Below are 16,267 nucleotides of genomic sequence, written 5' to 3'. Positions count from 1 at the left end.
GAGGCACCCTATGTCAAATGCACAAACACAATCCGCGACGGATGAGCGGATCAAATCCCGCTCCAAGTTTCGCGAAGCGCTGATCCGCCCAGAGCTGGGTGGGATCGTTGGTACAGTCGCTGTTTTTGTCTTCTTCGCGCTGTTTGCTTTCGACAGCGGCATGTTCACCTCTAAAGGGGTGCTGAACTGGAGTCAGGTTTCCGCCCAGTTCATGATCATCGCGGTCGGCGCCTGCCTGTTGATGATTGCCGGAGAATTTGACCTCTCCGTGGGCTCCATGATCGGTTTTGCCGGCATGATGATCGCGATCTTTTCGGTCACCCTGGGCTGGCCTGTCTGGATGGCCATTCTTGTCACATTTGCAATCTGCCTCGCGCTTGGCGCGCTCAACGGCTTCATTGTGATCCGCACAGGCTTGCCAAGCTTTATTGTGACACTCGCATTTCTGTTCATCCTGCGCGGCTTCACCATCTATTTCCCGCAGACAATTGAGCGCAAAACCATCATTGGTGGCGTCAAGGACGCGGCAGAAGGCGACTGGCTGGCTTTCCTGTTTGGCGGCAAAATCCTTACAGGCTTCTTTTCATGGCTCGGCGACATCGGTTTGATTGAGACCTTTTCGCGCGGCTCTCGTGAAGGCCAACCCATTGTTGACGGTGTACCAATGCTGATCGTCTGGGCGCTGGTCCTCGTTGTGTTTGGCCATGTGCTGCTCACCAAGACCAAATTTGGCAACTGGATCTTTGCCGCAGGCGGCGATGCCGAAGCGGCACGCAACTCTGGTGTGCCCGTGAACCGCGTCAAGATCCTGATGTTCATGTTCACCGCCTTCTGCGCAACGGTTTTTGCCACATGTCAGGTGATGGAGTTTGGCTCCGCAGGCTCCGACCGTGGCCTGTTGAAAGAATTTGAAGCAATCATCGCCGTTGTGATTGGTGGGGCGCTTCTCACAGGGGGCTACGGCTCCGTTCTGGGCGCAGCTTTAGGCGCGCTGATCTTCGGCGTGGTGCAGCAAGGCCTGTTCTTTGCTGGCGTCGAAAGCTCGCTGTTCCGGGTGTTCTTGGGCCTGATCCTGCTCGCGGCCGTGATTTTAAACACCTACATCCGCCGCATGATCACCGGCGAACGCTAAGGGGGAATTGAGATGACTGAAGATACCACTTTCCACCACGGTGATCCGGCGCCAAGCAAGCCGCTCATCGAGATGAAGAACATCCAGAAACACTTCGGCTCTGTGATTGCGCTGGCAGGCGTCTCTGTGAATGTCTATCCGGGGGAATGCCATTGCCTTCTGGGCGACAACGGCGCGGGCAAATCCACCTTCATCAAAACCATGTCCGGGGTACACAGACCCACATCTGGTGAAATCCTCTTTGAGGGCACGCCTATGAGCTTTGATGATCCACGAGATGCCATCGCAGCCGGGATCGCCACCGTACACCAACATCTCGCGATGATCCCTTTGATGTCGGTCAGCCGCAACTTCTTTATGGGCAACGAACCCGTCAAAAAAATCGCGGGCATCCCCTTCTTTGATCATGACTATGCCAACAAAGTCACGATGGATGAGATGCGCAAAATGGGCATCAACCTGCGTGGCCCGGATCAGGCTGTGGGCACATTGTCGGGTGGGGAACGTCAAACCGTGGCCATTGCCCGCGCTGTGCATTTTGGGGCGAAAGTGCTGATCTTGGATGAGCCAACATCGGCGCTCGGCGTGCGCCAGACCGCCAATGTGCTCGCAACCATCGACAAGGTGCGCAAACAGGGCATCGGCGTTGTCTTCATCACCCACAACGTGCGCCATGCCATGGCTGTTGGCGATCGTTTTACGGTGCTCAACCGTGGCCAGACGCTGGGCACCGCCAAACGCGGCGAAATCACTCAGGAAGAGTTGCAGGATCTGATGGCAGGCGGTCAGGAACTCGCAACCCTCGAAGGCAGCCTCGACGGGACCGTCTAAGGACATGAACATGCAGAAATCTCTCGATATCATCACCATCGGTCGCGCGGGTGTGGATCTCTACGGCAGTCAGATCGGCGGCCGCCTTGAAGACATGGGCTCCTTTGAAAAATATATTGGCGGCTCCCCCACCAATATCGCAGCGGGCACTGCGCGGCTTGGCCTCAAGTCAGGCCTGATCAGCCGCGTTGGTGATGAGCACATGGGCCGCTTCATCCGCGAAGAGCTGATCCGCGAAGGCGTGGATGTGCGCGGAGTTGCCACCGATCCGGAGCGTCTGACCGCGCTGGTGATCCTTGGCATCCGGGATGAAGAACAGTTTCCCCTGATCTTTTATCGAGAGAGCTGCGCTGACATGGCCCTCTGCGAAGCGGACATAGACGAGGCGCTGATCGCAGACAGCCGGGCGGTGGTGGCCACTGGCACCCACCTGTCCCACCTGCAAACTGCCGCCGCCGTGATCAAAGCACTGGAGCTGGCGCGCAAACATGGCGGACGCCGCGCGCTGGACATCGACTATCGCCCCAACCTCTGGGGCGTGGCCGGGCATGGCGATGGCGAAAGCCGCTTTGTCGAAAGCGCAGCTGTTACAGCAAAATTGCAATCCACCCTGCATCACTTTGACCTGATTGTCGGCACCGAAGAAGAGTTCCACATTGCCGGTGGCTCGACCGACACCATCGAAGCCCTGCGCGCGGTGCGCGCGGTTTCCAAGGCCACACTGGTCTGCAAACGCGGCCCCATGGGCGCGGTGGCCTTTGAAGGTGATATCCCGGACAGTCTTGATGATGGACAGAGCGGTCCGGGCTTCCCGATCGAAGTCTTCAACGTTCTGGGCGCAGGGGATGGGTTCATGTCGGGCCTGCTCAAAGGCTGGATGGAAGATGCCGACTGGCCCACGGCTCTGACCTATGCCAACGCCTGCGGCGCGCTGGCGGTCAGCCGTCATGGCTGCACACCGGCCTATCCTTCGCAGGAAGAACTGGCGTTTTTCCTCAAACGCGGCGTAATCCAGCCAGACCTGCGCAACGACAAAGCTCTGGAGCAACTCCACTGGGCCACCAACCGCAAGGGCGACTGGTCCACCATGCGGGTCTTTGCCTTTGACCATCGTATCCAATTGGAAGAGATGCCCGGCTATACGCCAGAAAAAGGCAGCCAGTTCAAAGAACTGTGCCTTGAGGCGGCGCAAAACGTACAAGCAGGCCAATCCGGCTACGGCATTCTATGTGACAATCGCATCGGCAAGACCGCGCTGCACAAAGCCAGCGGGTCAGGTCTGTGGATCGGCCGCCCAACCGAGTGGCCGGGATCGCGCCCTCTGACCCTAGAGCCTGAACTTGGCAGCGACTGCGGCGCGCTGAAATCCTGGCCTCGGGAAAATGTCGTAAAAGTCCTGTGCTTCTGCCATCCGGACGATGATGCCGAAACATGGGCTCAACAGGATGCCACCGTTCTGCGACTGTACGAAGCCGCGCGTCGCAACGGTCTGGAATTCCTTCTCGAAGTCATCCCCTCCAAAGTCGGCACAGTCGACGAAGACACAACGCCATGGGTGATCCAGCATTTCTATGATCTGGACATCTATCCCGACTGGTGGAAATTGGAGCCTTTGACCTCCGATGCCGCATGGGGCAAGGCAGTGACGGCCATCACCCGCAATGATCCGCACACCCGCGGGATCGTCGTCTTGGGGCTGGACGCTCCAGAAGCGGACCTGGCCGCGAGCTTCCGTCTTGCAGCCAGCTACGATTTGGTCAAAGGCTTTGCTGTGGGCCGCACCATTTTCGCAGAGGCCGCCCGCGCCTGGATGCTGGGCACCCTCAGCAATGCAGAAGCCATCACAAACATGAGCACCAAGTTCAGTCGCTTGGCCTCCATCTGGGATGACGCCCGCGCAGGGGCCCAGAGTGACGCACAGGGAGACGCACAATGACAAAGACAATCCGACTGACCGCAGCGCAGGCCATGGTGAAATGGCTCTCTGTTCAAATGACACCGGACGGAGAACGCTTTGTCGAAGGCGCATGGAGCATCTTTGGGCACGGCAACGTCGCGGGCATCGGCGAAGCCCTCTATGCGGCGGGTGACAGCTTTCCAACTTGGCGCGGCCAGAACGAACAGACCATGGCCCATGCCGCCATTGCCTATGCCAAGGCGCATAAACGCCGCCGCGTGCAGGCCGTGACCAGCTCCATTGGCCCCGGCGCGACCAATATGGTCACCGCTGCGGCCCTTGCCCATGTGAACCGCCTGCCAGTTCTGTTTGTTCCCGGCGATGTTTTTGCCAACCGCCGCCCCGATCCCGTGCTGCAACAGGTGGAGGATTTTGACGACGGCACAGTGTCGGCCAATGACTGTTTTCGCGCAGTCAGCCGCTACTTCGATCGCATCACACGCCCCGAACAATTGCTGACAGCCCTGCCCCGCGCCCTGCGCACCATGACAGACCCCGCCAATTGTGGCCCGGTGACCCTGTCTTTCTGTCAGGATGTACAGGCCGAGGCCTATGACTATCCGGAAAGCTTCTTTGCACCCAAAATCTGGCATATCCGCCGCCCCGCGCCTGACGCGCGTGAATTGGCAGAGGTCTCAGAGCTGATCAAAGCCGCTAAAAATCCCGTTCTGCTCTGTGGCGGTGGCGTGATCTACTCCGGTGCCGAAGAAACGCTTGCGGATTTTGCCACCAAACACGGCATTCCCGTGATTGAAACGCAGGCCGGCAAATCGGCCCTCGCACAATCCCATGCGATGAACTTTGGTGCCTCGGGCGTGGATGGATCGGCGGCGGCAAATGCCCTGTCGGTGGATGCAGATCTGGTGATTGGCGTTGGCACACGGTTTCAGGATTTCACCACCGGCAGTTGGGCACTGTTCCAAAACCCCACGCACAAAATCGTCTCCATCAACGTGCATGGCTATGACGCTGACAAACACGGCGCGACCCCGCTTGTAGGGGATGCCAAAATCACGCTGGAAGCTCTGTCTGAAAAACTGGCAGATCATCACAGCGGCGCATTTGACGCCCAATCGCGTCTGGATTGGCTGGCGGCCGTGGATCGCCACTGCGCTGATCGCAAAGGCGGCGCAGACTACCGCCCGCTGGATGCAGAGGTCATTGGCGCCGTGCAACGCACATCCTCAGAAGACACCATCGCCATGTGCGCCGCAGGCACCATGCCCGGCGCTCTCAAACTGCTGTGGCAGCCATCACAGGGCGGCTACCACATGGAATACGGCTACAGCTGCATGGGCTATGAAATCGCCGGTGCCATGGGCCTGAAACTGGCCCAGCCAAAGCGGGATGTTGTCTGTTTCGTCGGAGATGGCTCCTACATGATGGCCAACTCCGAGCTGGCCACAGCCGTCATGCGCCGTGTGCCCTTCACCGTGGTGCTGACGGACAACCGCGGCTATGGCTGTATCAACCGCCTGCAAATGCACACCGGCAACGAGCAGTTTAACAACCTTTATGCCGACTGCCGCATCGAAGCGCAGCCCGAAATCGACTACCTGGCCCACGCCGCCTCCATGGGGGCCCATGCCCTCAAAGCCACGAGTATTGCGGATCTTGAGGCCAAACTCGCCGAGGCCAAATCTTCACCGATCCCAACCGTGATCGTGATCGAAACCGATCCGATGCAGGGCCCCGGCGAGGCTGGTGGCGGCTTCTGGTGGGACGTGGCTGTGCCGGAAGTGGCCGCAAGTGAAAAACTCCAAAAAGCCCGCGCAGCCTATGAAGCCGCGATGGCAGACCAGAACCTTGTGAATTGAGACACCGACATGATCCTTTTTGGCACCAACCCCATCGCTTGGGCAAATGACGACGATCAGACCCTTGGCGCGCATATCCCCACCGAACAGATCCTGCGTGAGGCGGGTGAGATCGGCTTTGACGGGATCGAAAACGGCCACCGCTGGCCGCAGGACGATCCAGAGGCGTTGAAACAGCTGCTGGGCGGGCATGGTCTGAAATTTGTTTCCGGCTGGCACTCTCTGAACCTGCTGGCACAGTCGGTGGCAGATGAGAAAGCTGCAATCCAGCCACATCTGGACAAGCTCAAGCACAATGGCTGCAAGGTCGCGATTGTCTGTGAAACATCCAACTCGGTTCAGGGGCTGGACGTTCCTGTGAATGACGCGCCTGTGTTGAGCGCGGATGAGACGCAGGCCTTTGGCGCCAAGGTAGAAGAGATTGCGAAATACTGCGCAGATCAGGGCATTACACTGGTCTATCACCACCACATGGGCACCGTGGTGGAAACACCCGAAGAAATTGACGCCTTCATGGCGGCGACTGGCCCCGCCACCAAACTGCTGTTTGATGCAGGCCACGCATACTTTGGCAGCAACGGACAAGATCCTGCGCCCATTCTGGCCAAATACGCTGACCGCATGCACCACTTCCACGCCAAAAACGTGCGTCCTGCTGTGATGAAAGAGGTGCGCGAAAAAGGCCTGTCCTTCATGGATGGTGTGCGCGCAGGTGTCTTTACCGTTCCGGGCGACAGCGAAGGTGGCGTGGAGTTCGCACCGCTTCTCGGCACGCTGAAAGACACGGGCTATGACGGCTGGATCGTGATCGAGGCCGAGCAGGATCCAGAAGTGCGCAACCCGTTTGAATATCAGTCTCTGGGCCTTAAAACCCTGAAAGAGATCGCAGCAAAGGTGGATCTGTCATGAGTGACCTTCTACGCAAACCCTTTGGCACTCACGGTAAGGTCCACGACATCACCCCGGCCAGTGCCGGCTGGCGCTATGTCGGCTTCGGCCTTTATAAACTGCGCCCGGGAGAAACAGCTGCGGAGCTCACAGGTGACCGCGAAGTCATTTTGGTGATGGTCGAAGGCAAGGCCGCAATCCATGCCGCCGATCAGGACTGGGGCGTGCTAGGCGAGCGAATGAATGTCTTTGAGAAGACGCCCCCGCATTGCCTTTATGTGCCCAACGGCTCTGACTGGAAGGCCACGGCCGAAACTGACTGCACAATCGCAGTCTGCACCGCCCCTGGAAAGTCTGGCCACGAAGCACGTCGCATCGGCCCGGATGGCATCCAGCTCACCGAGCGCGGCAAGGGCACCAACACGCGCTACATCAATAACATTGCGATGGAGGCAGAAGACTATGCCGACAGCCTGTTGGTGACAGAGGTCTTCACCCCCGCTGGGCATTGGTCCTCTTTCCCAAGCCACCGTCACGACGAAGATGACTACCCCCGCATCACCTACCTCGAAGAAACCTACTATCATCGCCTGAACCCGTCTGATGGCTTTGGCATTCAGCGCGTCTACACCGATGACGGGCAGCTCGATGAGACCATGGCCGTGAGCGATGGGGACGTGGTGCTTGTGCCGCGTGGGCATCACCCCTGTGGTGCGCCCTATGGGTTTGAGATGTATTATCTCAATGTTATGGCAGGCCCCTTGCGCAAATGGCGCTTTGTCGCTGCGCCAGAAGTGGAATGGATCATGGAGCGCGATGCCTGATCCTGCACAACACGCATAAAGGGAAGGCCTCTTCATGCCTTCCAGCTCTCGTTTTGAGTTCACTGAGAAAGTCTCTCAAACCACTTTATTCAGCAAAACCTATCCCATTGGTCCGTGCCAGAATATCCACACCCTGCTGTTTCCAGAAATGCAGCAGATCTATGAAAATCCAGTTCTCTGCCAATTTGTCGCCCTCGCGGCGATAGATGTCGATCACACGGAACTCCCCCGCTTTGCCGGTCGCTGGCATCCCCATAAACCCGCCGCTTGGCACGGCGGTAAAATTGGGCCAACCAAAAAATCCACCATAATGCCCTTCCGCCATGCGACAGATGTGATTGGTCTTTGAGCGCTCGGTGAACCCTGCCCGAAACGGGCCGGAATGCTGCTTGGCATAACGCTCAATGGTGTAGGTCGCACCAATCCCTGTTGGCCCCCACCAGATCATGTCATCATGCCATGTCAGCGCCAGCTCTTCCTCAAGCGGCAGCGGATTATCCCATTGCCCCAGATCGCCGATCATCGCCTCAATCGCCGCAAGCGTCTTGGCGCCTTCCTCTGCTGATTGCGCCTCATAAAGCAACCCATCGTGGGTCATCGGGCCGGGCTGCACCAGCTGTGCCGCGGTCTGTTCCGGGAAAGGCTGTAAACCCGCCTGCACCATCAGATGCGGGATGTCAAAATACATCGCGGTCTCAACAATCTTGCCATCCTGCACCCGATGAAAGGCGCAATAGCGCAGAAAGGCCATCTTGCCGGTGGGCGCAATGCCCAGCCACGGCTGATCAAACAGCCCCATCAGATGCCCCATGCTGCTCACCCAGATGCCCCCCTCCGGATCAAGCCCGTTTGGGGCGGCAAAAAAGATGTCCATCCGGCGCTGCATCCGGCGCAGGCTCTGGCGCAGCGGTGTCCAGAATTTCGCCCCCACGGCCCGGGCGCCACGGATTTCATCAAACGGGTGAAATCCACGCCACAACAACTCAGAATCACAATATCTGGCCATCACTTCCCCCGCATCTTCGGCGGGTGCTGCCTCCAGATCGGCATAAAATGCCCGAATAATGTGCTTGGCCTCTTGAACATCACGCATGTGATTTTCCCATATTAAACATGTATTTGATGCGCATTTAACAACGCGGCTCCCGGAGTCGTTTCAAGTATTTTTGCATACGTATGCAAAAATGTCTTGCCAAAACCGACGCCGCGTCACTACCATTTTGCAAACGTATGCAAAACGCATCTGGATCAACCATATGCTGCTTGGGGGACCAAAATGGCCGAAATTCAGCTTCGCAATGTGGGCAAACGCTGGGGCACTTTCGTGGGTGTTCACAACTTCGACCTCACCATCGCCGACAAGGAGTTCCTCGTCCTGCTGGGGCCATCTGGATGTGGTAAGACCACCACCATGCGCATGATCGCCGGGCTAGAGGACGTCAGCGAAGGGGAAATCCGCATTGACGACACCGTGGTCAACGAGCTTGAGCCCAAAGACCGCGATGTGGCCATGGTGTTTCAAAGCTACGCGCTTTATCCAAACATGAACGTCTATGAGAACATCCGCTTCCCATTGAAGGTGCGCGGCATTGATCCGGCCACCCATCATGACCGCGTCATGCAGGCCGCAGAGCGTGTGGAGCTGGGCGAATTCCTGCACCGCAAACCGGCAGAACTCTCCGGCGGTCAGCGTCAGCGCGTGGCCTTGGCGCGCGCGATTGTGCGCAAACCCAAAGTCTTCCTGATGGATGAGCCGCTCTCAAATCTGGATGCCAAGCTGCGGGTCTCCACCCGCGCCCAGATCAAGAACCTGAGCCATGACCTTCAGGCCACCACCATCTATGTGACCCACGACCAGATCGAAGCGATGACACTGGCAGATCGCGTTGTGGTGATGAAAAAAGGCGTGGTGCAGCAGGTTGGCTCCCCCACCGAAATCTATGACCACCCCGCCAACACCTTTGTGGCGAGCTTCATCGGCTCTCCGGCCATGAACCTGATGGATGGCGAAGTGACTGGAGGCGTGTTCCGCGCGCCCCATGTGGAAATCGCGGGGATCAACGCCCCCGACGGCCCGCTGACCCTGGGCTTCCGTGCCGAGGACGCCACGGTTGCGCAAGGTTCAGGCCAGATCAACGCGCCGATCTACACGCTCGAGCTTCTTGGCGATGCCACGATGATCTCTGTGCGGGTGGGCGAGGCGCTGGTCTCTGTGAAAGCGGACAAAACCTACCGCGCCGAGATCGGCGATATGGTGTCCCTCAGCGTGCCAACTGAAATCTGCCACCTCTTCAATGCCGAAGATGGCGCAAGACTGGGATCTTAACCCAGCGTTCAGCCTTCGCATATGCGGCGGCAAAGGCCAACCGGGGTGAACAGCGCCCCTTTGACCCAACACAGGGAGACACATATGTCTATGACGAAACTTTCAATGCTCGGCGCTGCGGCCGTGTTCATGGGAACCACCGCTTATGCGGGCTGTGGCGTGACCTCCGGCACCGTCAACATTCTGGGTAATGATTTTGCCGCCATTCAGGCGGTTGCCGAAGGTGCCAAGCAATGCGCCGGTGGCGGCGTAACGGTTGAGAGCAACCTCAACAAAGATTACCGCGATCTGCAAATCGCCGCGCTGACCGCAAATCCGGCGCAATATTCCACCGTGGTCACCACCAACGCTGCGATTGTGCCGCTGATCGGCGAAGGCCTGATCCGCCCACTGGATGATCTGATTGCCAAGCACGGCCAGAACATCTCCAAGAACCAGCTGATCACTGTCGATGGCAAAGTGATGGCGGTGGCGTTTATGGCCAATGCCCAGCACCTGTTTGTGCGCACCGACATCCTTGAGAAAGCTGGCGTAGACGTGCCCACCACTTATGAGGATGTTGTGGCCGCAAGCGCAGCCATCAAAGCCGCTGGCCTGATGGAGCACCCCTTTGCCACCACCAGCCAGACCGGCTGGAACCTCGGCGAAGAGTTTGTGAACATGTACCTCGGCTTTGGCGGCGCGTTCTTCAAACCCGGCACCGCAGAGCCAAATGCGAACAACGAAACCGGCGTGGCCGCGCTCAACATGCTCAAAGCGCTGACCGAGCAATCCAACCCGGATTTCCTCACCTTTGACTCCAACGCGGTTCAGGCCTCCTGGGAAGCGGGCGATCTGGCGATTGCGCATCTCTGGGGCTCACGCGGCACCGGCATTCTTGATGCGGAAGGCTCCACCGACGAGGTGGTCAGCAACACCGTGCTGGTTTCCTCCCCAACCGTTGGCGGCGGCAGCACGCCAGCCTCTTCCCTGTGGTGGGACGGCTTTGCCATCGCAGCCAACGTGAGTGATGAAGACGCAGAAGCCAGCTTTGTTGCCATGCTCAACGGCATCAGCACAGAAAATGTGAAAGCCAACAATGACGCAGCCGTCTGGCTTGTCGAAGGCTATCAACCCTCTGCGGCCTCCGCGGGTGTTCTGGCAACCGCTACGGGTGGCACCAAGCCTTACCCGATGATCCCTTTCATGGGTCTGATGCACTCCGCCCTTGGCGCGGAACTCTCCGAGTTCCTGCAAGGCTCTGAATCTGCTGAGCAGGCTCTGGCCGATGTGGAGGCCGCCTATGTCTCTGCCGCCAAAGAAAAAGGCTTCCTTCAGTAAGAAGCCATCCCTTGGCAGAACCGGCCCACTCCCCCCGGTTCTGCCGCCCCTGCCCCTTCGTGAACGGGACGATCTGACATGCGCCATAAAACCTTCCTCTGGTTCATTCTGCCCAGCCTTGCTGCGATGATCCTCTTCATTGCGCTGCCGCTGGTGTCCGTGGTTGTCCAGTCCATGTATATCGAACATGAGCAGGTCCTTGTTGTGACCGAAAACTGCGGCCCCTTTGGCTGTACGCAGGAAAGCTCTGTGGACACCGAGGCCACGGCGCAATTGCGTGCCGAACAGCCGCTGGGGCGGTTTGCGGGCCTTGCCACCTATTTTGACCGCGGCCACCTCGCCAGCTCGGAAGTTGCCGAGGCCTGGGCCAATCGCGAAAGCCTCGGGGATTTCTTCGCCGAGCTTTATAACCTGCCGTTTTACAAGGCGCTCGCCTTCACGCTCACCTACACCTTTGTGGTCACGCCGATGGTGATTGTGCTCGGCCTGCTGATCGCGCTGGGTGTGAACCGCCTCACCCCTGCGCTCAAAGGCCCGACGATCTTTGTCTCCCTGTTGCCGATGATCATCACGCCACTGATTGGCTCGCTGATCCTGTTCTGGATGATCGACGCCCAAGGGGTGATCGGCAAATCATTGCAATGGATCTTTGACGATCCGGAACTCTCGCTGAAAGCCTCCCCACCACTCACATGGATCACCCTCATCGTCTACGGCATCTGGAGCGGCGCACCCTTTGCCTTTGTGGTCTTCTACGCAGGGCTTCAGACCGTGAACAGCGACTCCCTTGAGGCCGCCATGATCGACGGGGCCACCAAATGGCAACAGATCCGCTATGTGGTGATCCCCCATCTGATGCCGCTGGCGGTGTTTATCTCGCTGATGCAGCTGATGGACAATTTCAGGGTGTTTGAACCGGTGGTTGGCTTCTCGGCCCAAGCCAATGCACCCTCGCTCTCCTACATCATCTTTGCGGATATGCGCAGCGACATCACCCGCTTCAACTCTGCCGCCGCCACCTCGGTGCTGACCGTGATCGGGGTCACGATCCTGCTTGCCCCCGTCTTGGTGCGCACATGGCGCGACTTCAAAGGAAAGGCTGTCTGATGTCCTCCACCATTGCAAACCGCTCCTCCCGCAGCCTGATTGTGATCTCCTCAGCCTTTGTGCTGCTCTGGGTGATTGTCGCCTCCTTCCCCTTCCTCTGGACCCTCTGGGGCTCCTTCAAAGTGCAGGGGGATTTCTTCTCCAAGGCGGATTGGACCCAAGCCCTCACCGGCACCCGTACATTGATTGAAACCGGCGGCACCTTCACCGGCAAAGGCTATGAAGGCGCCTGGGTGCAGGAAGAATTCTGGCGCGCGGCGATCAACACCTTCATCATTGTGTTCTTCACCGTTGTCATCTCGCTGACCTTTGGCACCTTGGGCGGCTACGCGCTGGCACGCTCGGGTCACAACTATTCCTTCTGGCTTTTGATGATTGCACTGGTGTTTCGCGCCATGCCGCACATCACGCTGGTCTCCGGCTACCTGCTGCCGTTCTTTGAATGGAACCTCTGGGGCCATATCCCCACCGCGATCATCGTGCTTGTCGCCATCAACCAGCCCTTCACGCTCTGGATGCTGCACTCCTTCTTCCTGAACATCCCCAAGGATCTGGACGAAAGCGCCAAGGTCGACGGCTGCAACCAGTTCCAGGCCTTCCGCCATGTGATCATCCCAGTGATGTGGCCCGGCGTGATCACCACCGGCCTGTTCTCCTTCCTGCTGGCCTACAATGACTTCTCGGTCACCTCGATGCTGCTCAGCGAAGAGAACCGCACCATGGTGCCTGCGATCTACGGCTTCCTTGGCTCCACGCAGGAAGAAGGCAACGTGATGTTTGCTGTCGCCTCCGTGGTCTCCGCCACCGCGCCGCTCTTTGTGCTGGTGATGTTCTTCCAGCGTCAGATTGTTTCGGGCCTGACCGCAGGGGCCGTGAAAGGATGAGCGCCACCGCCCGCCACAGCGCCATGGCGCGCCACCCGGCGCTCAACAGGCTGCCACGGGATTTTCTGAGCGGGGTACCTTGCGCCCCTCTCACACCACACACCGCATTTTACTAGGAGATAGACCATGAAAGGTTCTCGCCCCGAACAAGCCGTTCTGACCCGTGACACGGATATGAGCAAAACCGAAGACACCCGTCGCGTGATCGAAACCATGGTGGATGGTCTCAATGACCACCGCATCGACGACATCGGCGAATTCTTCACCCAAGGCTTCCGCTGGATGGGCAACCAAGGCTGCGGCACCAAAACCGGTCTCAAGGAATTTCAGGACAACTGGCAGCGCCCGTTCCAGGCGGCGTTTTCCGACAAAACCTGCATTGATGAGGCACGTCTTTATATGGGCGAATGGGCCGCGGCCTTTGGCCGTCAGGAAGCCACCCACTCCGGTGAATTCCTCGGCATTGCCCCCACCGGCAAACGCGTCGAAATCCGCTACATGGATTTTTGGAAGGTTGTGGACGGCAAGATTGTCGACAACTGGGTGAATGTGGATTTCGCCCATGTGGCTGCCCAGCTGGGTGTCGACATTTTCAACGGCGAAGGCTGGGAAGCCTATGACCGCGGCGAAAAAGAAGCGCCCCGTCCAGAGGCAAAATAAACCATGTCCCGGGCGCAAGCCCGGGGCCCCACTCTATGAATGAGGCCCCGCGTAATCTGCGGGGCGGGAGACAGTGAGATGACCATCGAGTATCTGAAACGCGGCAAAGACCAAGCGGAACGCGCCGAAGATGATGCCAAAACCCGCGCCGTGGTCGAAGCCACGCTCAAAGACATTGAAACCCGCGGCGACGCCGCCGTGCGGGAGCTGTCTGAGAAATTTGACAACTATTCCCCGGCCTCTTTCCGCCTGAGCCAAGAAGAGATCGACGCGCTGATCGCCTCTTTGACCGAGCGTGAGCTGGCTGACATCAAATTTGCCCAAGAACAAGTGCGCAACTTTGCGCAGGCCCAGCGGGACTCGATGCTGGACATCGAAGTGGAAACCATGCCCGGCGTGATCCTCGGCCATAAAAACATCCCGGTGCAATCCGTGGGCTGCTATGTGCCCGGCGGCAAATTCCCTATGGTGGCATCGGCGCATATGTCCGTGGCCACTGCCTCTGTTGCTGGCGTGCCGCGCATCATCGCCTGCACCCCGCCGTTTCAAGGCAAGCCCAACGCCGCCGTGATTGCCGCCATGCATCTGGGCGGCGCCCATGAGATCTATGTGATGGGCGGCATTCAGGCGATTGGCGCCATGGCACTCGGCACCGAGACCATTGATCCGGTGCATATGCTCGTCGGCCCCGGCAATGCCTTTGTGGCCGAAGCCAAGCGCCAGCTCTTTGGCCGCGTCGGCATCGACCTCTTTGCCGGTCCAACTGAAACTATGGTGATTGCGGATGAAACCGCCGCAGACGCCGAACTCTGCGCCACCGACCTGCTGGGTCAGGCAGAGCACGGCTATAACAGCCCCTGCGTGCTGCTCACCAACAGCAAGAAGCTGGCCGAAGAAACCCTTGTGGAAATCGAACGTATTCTTCAAATCCTGCCCACCGCAGACACCGCGCGCGTGAGCTGGGATGAATACGGCGAGGTGATTGTCTGTGACACCTATGAAGAAATGCTCGAAGTGGCCGATGACATCGCCTCTGAGCATGTTCAGGTGATGACAGACCGTGACGATTGGTTCCTGGAAAACATGACCTGCTACGGCGCGCTGTTCCTGGGCGCACGCACCAATGTCTCCAACGGGGACAAGGTGATCGGCACCAACCACACGCTGCCCACCAAGAAGGCGGGGCGCTATACCGGCGGTCTCTGGGTGGGTAAATATCTGAAAACCCACAGCTATCAGAAAGTCACCACAGATGAGGCCGCCACGCTGATTGGCGAATATGGCTCGCGCCTCTGCATGCTCGAAGGCTTTGTTGGCCACGCAGAGCAATGCAACGTCCGGGTGCGCCGCTATGGCGGCATCAACGTGCCTTATGGCACCGGCGCGCCTTACCGTGACGCCGCCGAGTGAGGCGGTTTTGGGACTGAGGGGCCAGCCCCTCAGACTCCCCGGGATATTTTGAGCAAGAGGAAAATGGACAGACACACCCGGCATAAGGCAACGATCAAGGCGTTTCGTGAGGCGGCTTATGATTTTGAGGCGACTGCGGTGCAGGATGCTTTGGCGCAGCTTTGTACGCCGGATGTGGAGGTCCACCTCTGCCATCCTTTTGGGGATCTGACCGGGCCAGACGCGCTTTATGAGCGTGCCTTCGCGCCGCTCTTTGCGGCGGTGCCCGATCTGGAGCGGCGCGATTTCATTGTCATGGCGGGCACAGATGCTTTGGGACAGGATTGGGTTGGCTGTGGCGGCCATTACACCGGGGTGTTTGCCGCCCCATGGCTTGATATCCCGCCCACCGGCCATCAGATCGCCATGCGCTACCACGAGTTTTTCCGCTTTGACGGTGGCAAAGTGGTGGAGATACAGGCCATCTGGGACATTCCCGAGGTCATGATGCAGGCCCGCGCCTGGCCAATGGCCCCCGCGCTGGGGCGTGAATGGCGCGTGCCCGGCCCGGCCACCTGTGATGGCATTGTGGCAGGGCCCTATGATGCAGAGCAAAGCGCGCAAAGCTGCCAGCTGATCCTCGACATGCTGGAAGCTTTGGTGAAACACCCAAAAGATCCCGACCCGCGCGTGATGGAACTTGACCGCTTCTGGCATCCGCGCATGAGCTGGTATGGCCCGGCAGGCATTGGCACCGCACGCGGCATTTCCGGCTTTCGGAACTGGCATCAGACCCCGTTTCTGAATGCCATGCCCGATCGCGGCCAGCATGAGGATGAAATCACCCATCATTTCTTTGGCGACAGCCAATATGCGGCGGTCACCGGCTGGCCCAATATGATGCAAAGCCTGAGTGCGGACGGTTGGATGGGGATCGCGCCCTCCGGCAAAAATATCAGCCTGCGCAGCCTCGATTTCTGGCGTGTGGAAGGCGACAAGATCCGCGAAAACTGGGTGCTCGTTGATCTGCTGGATGTCTACCGCCAGCTTGGGGTTGATGTCTTTGCCCGTTTGCGAGAGTTCAACAAAGCGCGCAATTTGGCGCATCTGACATTGCCAGAGGGACTGTAAC

14 protein-coding genes are annotated in these 16,267 nt (G+C 58.7%); 13 read left to right on the top strand and 1 reads right to left on the bottom strand.

Annotated features, from left to right (window positions below; translation table 11 throughout):
* The first annotated feature begins 10 nt into the window (after positions 1–10).
* The 6 genes from SHM7688_RS07595 to iolB are packed head-to-tail and all read left to right on the top strand — an operon-like array spanning position 11 to position 7,449.
* A complete protein-coding gene (locus SHM7688_RS07595) occupies positions 11–1,132 on the top strand; it encodes an ABC transporter permease (RefSeq protein WP_058239342.1) in 1,122 nt (373 codons plus the stop codon).
* Between the two features lie 12 nt (positions 1,133–1,144).
* A complete protein-coding gene (locus SHM7688_RS07590; RefSeq protein WP_058239341.1) occupies positions 1,145–1,963 on the top strand; it encodes an ATP-binding cassette domain-containing protein in 819 nt (272 codons plus the stop codon).
* 10 nt (positions 1,964–1,973) lie between these two features.
* Positions 1,974–3,899 carry a bifunctional 5-dehydro-2-deoxygluconokinase/5-dehydro-2-deoxyphosphogluconate aldolase gene (locus SHM7688_RS07585; RefSeq protein ID WP_058239373.1) on the top strand — a complete coding sequence of 642 codons (1,926 nt, stop codon included), beginning with the start codon at positions 1,974–1,976 and terminating at the stop codon, positions 3,897–3,899.
* On the top strand, positions 3,896–5,737 hold the full coding sequence (iolD, locus tag SHM7688_RS07580) for a 3D-(3,5/4)-trihydroxycyclohexane-1,2-dione acylhydrolase (decyclizing) (protein ID WP_058239340.1): 1,842 nt from the start codon (positions 3,896–3,898) through the stop codon (positions 5,735–5,737). The genes SHM7688_RS07585 and iolD overlap by 4 nt, the downstream gene beginning before the upstream one ends.
* A 9-nt stretch (positions 5,738–5,746) precedes the next feature.
* Positions 5,747–6,646 (top strand): myo-inosose-2 dehydratase, encoded by a 900-nt coding sequence (gene iolE, locus SHM7688_RS07575; RefSeq protein WP_058239339.1) that lies wholly within the window; start codon positions 5,747–5,749, stop codon positions 6,644–6,646.
* Positions 6,643–7,449 carry a 5-deoxy-glucuronate isomerase gene (gene iolB / locus SHM7688_RS07570; RefSeq protein ID WP_058239338.1) on the top strand — a complete coding sequence of 269 codons (807 nt, stop codon included), beginning with the start codon at positions 6,643–6,645 and terminating at the stop codon, positions 7,447–7,449. The genes iolE and iolB overlap by 4 nt, the downstream gene beginning before the upstream one ends.
* A gap of 85 nt (positions 7,450–7,534) precedes the next feature.
* Here iolB and SHM7688_RS07565 read toward each other — a convergent pair whose 3' ends face one another.
* Positions 7,535–8,542 (bottom strand): nuclear transport factor 2 family protein, encoded by a 1,008-nt coding sequence (locus tag SHM7688_RS07565; RefSeq protein ID WP_058239337.1) that lies wholly within the window; start codon positions 8,540–8,542, stop codon positions 7,535–7,537.
* A gap of 183 nt (positions 8,543–8,725) precedes the next feature.
* On the opposite strand from SHM7688_RS07565, the gene SHM7688_RS07560 reads away from it, so the two are divergent.
* The 7 genes from SHM7688_RS07560 (at position 8,726) to SHM7688_RS07530 (ending at position 16,266) form a co-directional block, all read left to right on the top strand.
* Complete coding sequence (locus SHM7688_RS07560) at positions 8,726–9,775, top strand: ABC transporter ATP-binding protein (protein ID WP_058239372.1); 1,050 nt, start codon at positions 8,726–8,728, stop codon at positions 9,773–9,775.
* Positions 9,776–9,859: 84 nt separating this feature from the next.
* Entirely contained in the window at positions 9,860–11,095 is a 1,236-nt protein-coding gene (locus tag SHM7688_RS07555; protein ID WP_058239336.1) for an ABC transporter substrate-binding protein, read from the top strand.
* A gap of 78 nt (positions 11,096–11,173) precedes the next feature.
* On the top strand, positions 11,174–12,202 hold the full coding sequence (locus SHM7688_RS07550) for a carbohydrate ABC transporter permease (protein ID WP_058239335.1): 1,029 nt from the start codon (positions 11,174–11,176) through the stop codon (positions 12,200–12,202).
* Positions 12,202–13,086, top strand: coding sequence for a carbohydrate ABC transporter permease (locus tag SHM7688_RS07545; protein ID WP_058239334.1), 885 nt, complete (start codon positions 12,202–12,204; stop codon positions 13,084–13,086). The genes SHM7688_RS07550 and SHM7688_RS07545 overlap by 1 nt, the downstream gene beginning before the upstream one ends.
* Before the next feature lie 126 nt (positions 13,087–13,212).
* A complete protein-coding gene (locus tag SHM7688_RS07540; RefSeq protein ID WP_058239333.1) occupies positions 13,213–13,746 on the top strand; it encodes an ester cyclase in 534 nt (177 codons plus the stop codon).
* A gap of 78 nt (positions 13,747–13,824) precedes the next feature.
* Positions 13,825–15,156: a histidinol dehydrogenase gene (gene hisD, locus SHM7688_RS07535; protein WP_058239332.1), complete on the top strand. Its 1,332-nt coding sequence runs from the start codon at positions 13,825–13,827 to the stop codon at positions 15,154–15,156.
* Between the two features lie 63 nt (positions 15,157–15,219).
* Positions 15,220–16,266 carry an ester cyclase gene (locus SHM7688_RS07530; RefSeq protein ID WP_058239331.1) on the top strand — a complete coding sequence of 349 codons (1,047 nt, stop codon included), beginning with the start codon at positions 15,220–15,222 and terminating at the stop codon, positions 16,264–16,266.
* Position 16,267: the final 1 nt, after the last annotated feature.

This window comes from Shimia marina, from assembly GCF_001458175.1.
Lineage (GTDB): Bacteria > Pseudomonadota > Alphaproteobacteria > Rhodobacterales > Rhodobacteraceae > Shimia > Shimia marina.
This window is presented reverse-complemented; position numbering and strand designations above follow the sequence as displayed.

What these genes read in the sequence shown, in the direction of transcription:
- SHM7688_RS07545 (WP_058239334.1), top strand. Translation starts at nt 12,202, where the DNA reads ATGTCCTCCACCATTGCAAACCGCTCCTCCCGCAGCCTGATTGTGATC.
- SHM7688_RS07590 (WP_058239341.1), top strand. Translation starts at nt 1,145, where the DNA reads ATGACTGAAGATACCACTTTCCACCACGGTGATCCGGCGCCAAGCAAG.
- SHM7688_RS07585 (WP_058239373.1), top strand. Translation starts at nt 1,974, where the DNA reads ATGCAGAAATCTCTCGATATCATCACCATCGGTCGCGCGGGTGTGGAT.
- iolB (WP_058239338.1), top strand. Translation starts at nt 6,643, where the DNA reads ATGAGTGACCTTCTACGCAAACCCTTTGGCACTCACGGTAAGGTCCAC.
- iolD (WP_058239340.1), top strand. Translation starts at nt 3,896, where the DNA reads ATGACAAAGACAATCCGACTGACCGCAGCGCAGGCCATGGTGAAATGG.
- SHM7688_RS07565 (WP_058239337.1), bottom strand. Translation starts at nt 8,542, where the DNA reads ATGCGTGATGTTCAAGAGGCCAAGCACATTATTCGGGCATTTTATGCC.
- SHM7688_RS07560 (WP_058239372.1), top strand. Translation starts at nt 8,726, where the DNA reads ATGGCCGAAATTCAGCTTCGCAATGTGGGCAAACGCTGGGGCACTTTC.
- iolE (WP_058239339.1), top strand. Translation starts at nt 5,747, where the DNA reads ATGATCCTTTTTGGCACCAACCCCATCGCTTGGGCAAATGACGACGAT.
- SHM7688_RS07540 (WP_058239333.1), top strand. Translation starts at nt 13,213, where the DNA reads ATGAAAGGTTCTCGCCCCGAACAAGCCGTTCTGACCCGTGACACGGAT.
- SHM7688_RS07530 (WP_058239331.1), top strand. Translation starts at nt 15,220, where the DNA reads ATGGACAGACACACCCGGCATAAGGCAACGATCAAGGCGTTTCGTGAG.
- SHM7688_RS07595 (WP_058239342.1), top strand. Translation starts at nt 11, where the DNA reads ATGTCAAATGCACAAACACAATCCGCGACGGATGAGCGGATCAAATCC.
- SHM7688_RS07550 (WP_058239335.1), top strand. Translation starts at nt 11,174, where the DNA reads ATGCGCCATAAAACCTTCCTCTGGTTCATTCTGCCCAGCCTTGCTGCG.
- SHM7688_RS07555 (WP_058239336.1), top strand. Translation starts at nt 9,860, where the DNA reads ATGTCTATGACGAAACTTTCAATGCTCGGCGCTGCGGCCGTGTTCATG.
- hisD (WP_058239332.1), top strand. Translation starts at nt 13,825, where the DNA reads ATGACCATCGAGTATCTGAAACGCGGCAAAGACCAAGCGGAACGCGCC.